Consider the following 2394-nt stretch of genomic DNA (forward strand, 5'->3'; position numbering starts at 1 on the left):
GGGAAAACATCATTAGTGGTGAATACCAAAACTATTTTGAAAAGATGTATGTAGAAAAAGGAAGAGCTAAGGAATAGAATGTCAAAATATTGTTTGGATGAAGTTAATTTTGATTCAATGACAGCTAGCAGTAAAGCCAGACAAGATGTAACTGATATTTTAAAAAATCTTGGATACCAGAGTGTTAATTTTAACTGCGATTATTCTCATGGTTTTATAAAATCTGTTATTTCAGCTTTAAAGGTAACACATGAGGTATTAAAAAGATTAAAGACTATGGAATTAGGAAGTATAGTTTTATTACAACATCCCTTTAACTGTTATACAAATTATCTTGGTCGAAAAATACATAAAATATGTATAAAACGAAATGTTAAAACAATAGTTTTAATACATGATGTAGATACAATTCGTTATAGCAATTATCATGGAATGAATAAGGGTTATTTATATACAAAATTATTTAGAGACGAGATTTCTTATTTGAATCAATTTCAAGATATTATTTCTCACAATAAAAAAATGACTAAGTATTTGGTTGATAAAGGTATAGACAGTGCTAAGATTCATAATTTAAGTATATTTGATTATTTAGTTTCAAATTATGATGTAGTAGATAAAGTAAATAGAGATAATTTTAAAACTGTCTATTTAGCTGGAAATTTATCGGAAGCAAAATCTAGATATGTCTATGAATTACCAAAATTAGAATTTTCTTCATATATAATTGAACTGTTTGGAGTTAATTATACAGGAATTTCTAACGAGTATATACATTATAATGGCGCAGTTAAACCAGAAGAACTTCCTAAAAATATTTTTACAGGATTTGGATTAGTATGGGATGGAGACAGCTTAGATACGTGTACAGGGAATCTGGGAAATTATTTAAAATTCAATAATCCACATAAACTTTCTTCTTATATAGCATGTGGAATTCCAGTCATAGTGTGGAAAGAAGCTGCAATTTCTGATTTTGTAACGGAAAATAAAATTGGTTTTTCTATTCAAAATCTAAAAGAAATTGATTCTATTTTAAAAAATCTTTCTTATGATGATTATATTGAAATGAAGGGTAACGTACTTTCTATAAGAGAGAATATTATTACAGGAAGTTATTTGAAAAATATAGTTTTAGAAATAGAAGGGGAATAAGTATGTACGATTATTTGATTGTAGGTGCAGGACTATTTGGATCTGTTTTTGCATATGAAGCCACAAAAAAAGGTAAAACTTGTTTAGTTGTTGATAAAAGAAAACATATTGGTGGGAATGTATATACAGAAAATATAAAAGGTATTAATGTACATAAATATGGAGCTCATATATTTCATACTAGTAACAAAATGATTTGGGATTATATCCAACAATTTGCAACATTTAATCGTTACACAAATAGTCCCATTGCAATTTATAAAGATGAAGTTTATAACTTACCATTTAATATGAATACTTTTAGTAAGTTATGGGGAATCAAAACTCCTCAGGAAGCAAAAGAAATTATAGAAAATCAAAGAAAAAAAAGTGGTATCATCAATCCATCAAATTTGGAAGAACAGGCTATTTCTTTAGTTGGTAAAGATATTTATGAAAAATTGATTAAAGGATATACGCAAAAACAATGGGGTAAATCTTGTGATAAGCTTCCATCATTTATCATCAATCGTTTACCTGTACGTTTCACCTATGATGATAATTATTTTAATGATTTGTATCAAGGAATACCGGTTGGTGGATATACACAAATTTTTGAAAAAATGTTAGCATCATCTGATGTTCGCTTAAATTGTGATTATTTAAAACATAGAGATGAATTAAACGCTATTGCTAAAAAGATTATTTATACAGGAATGATTGATGAGTATTTCGATTATTGTTATGGTGAATTAGAATATAGATCATTAAGATTTGTTACAGAAATTTTAAATATGGATAATTTCCAAGGGAATGCGGTCGTCAATTACACAGATGCAGATGTACCTTATACTCGGATCATAGAACATAAACATTTTGAATATGGTACACAAGATTCAACTATAATTACAAAAGAATATCCAAAAACTTGGAAAAGAGGAGATGAACCTTTCTATCCAATTAATAATGAAAAGAATAATATTTTATATAGCAAATATTTGACATTAGCAAAACAAGAAAAAAATGTAGTGTTTGGTGGTCGATTGGGAATGTATAGATATTTTGATATGCATAATATTATTGAACGCTCTTTAGAGTGTGCAAGAAATGAGTTAGATTAAAAATATAGAAAGGCTAAGGAATTATCTTTAGCTTTTCTTACTATAAAAGGAGGATTGAATTGATGAAGATTTTTGTGACAGGTGTGGCTGGACAATTAGGTCATGATGTAATGAATGAATTGGCTTCTAGAGGATATGT

Annotated in this window: 2 protein-coding genes; both read left to right on the forward strand. The window is 27.7% G+C overall.

Going from position 1 to position 2394, the window contains the following annotated elements:
- Nucleotides 1-78 precede the first annotated feature (78 nt).
- Nucleotides 79-1155, forward strand: coding sequence for a hypothetical protein (locus tag Q0F58_RS18920; RefSeq protein ID WP_294379539.1), 1077 nt, complete (start codon nucleotides 79-81; stop codon nucleotides 1153-1155).
- A 2-nt stretch (nucleotides 1156-1157) separates the two neighbouring features.
- On the forward strand, nucleotides 1158-2255 hold the full coding sequence (gene glf / locus Q0F58_RS18925; protein WP_294379541.1) for a UDP-galactopyranose mutase: 1098 nt from the start codon (nucleotides 1158-1160) through the stop codon (nucleotides 2253-2255).
- The last annotated feature ends 139 nt before the right edge of the window (nucleotides 2256-2394 follow it).

The sequence above is a fragment of the uncultured Clostridium sp. genome (genome assembly GCF_934754915.1).
Classification (GTDB): Bacteria; Bacillota; Clostridia; order Clostridiales; family Clostridiaceae; genus Clostridium.

Bases quoted from the DNA above. Each gene is read 5' to 3' on its own strand.
- glf (WP_294379541.1), top strand. From the start codon at position 1,158: ATGTACGATTATTTGATTGTAGGTGCAGGACTATTTGGATCTGTTTTT.
- Q0F58_RS18920 (WP_294379539.1), top strand. From the start codon at position 79: ATGTCAAAATATTGTTTGGATGAAGTTAATTTTGATTCAATGACAGCT.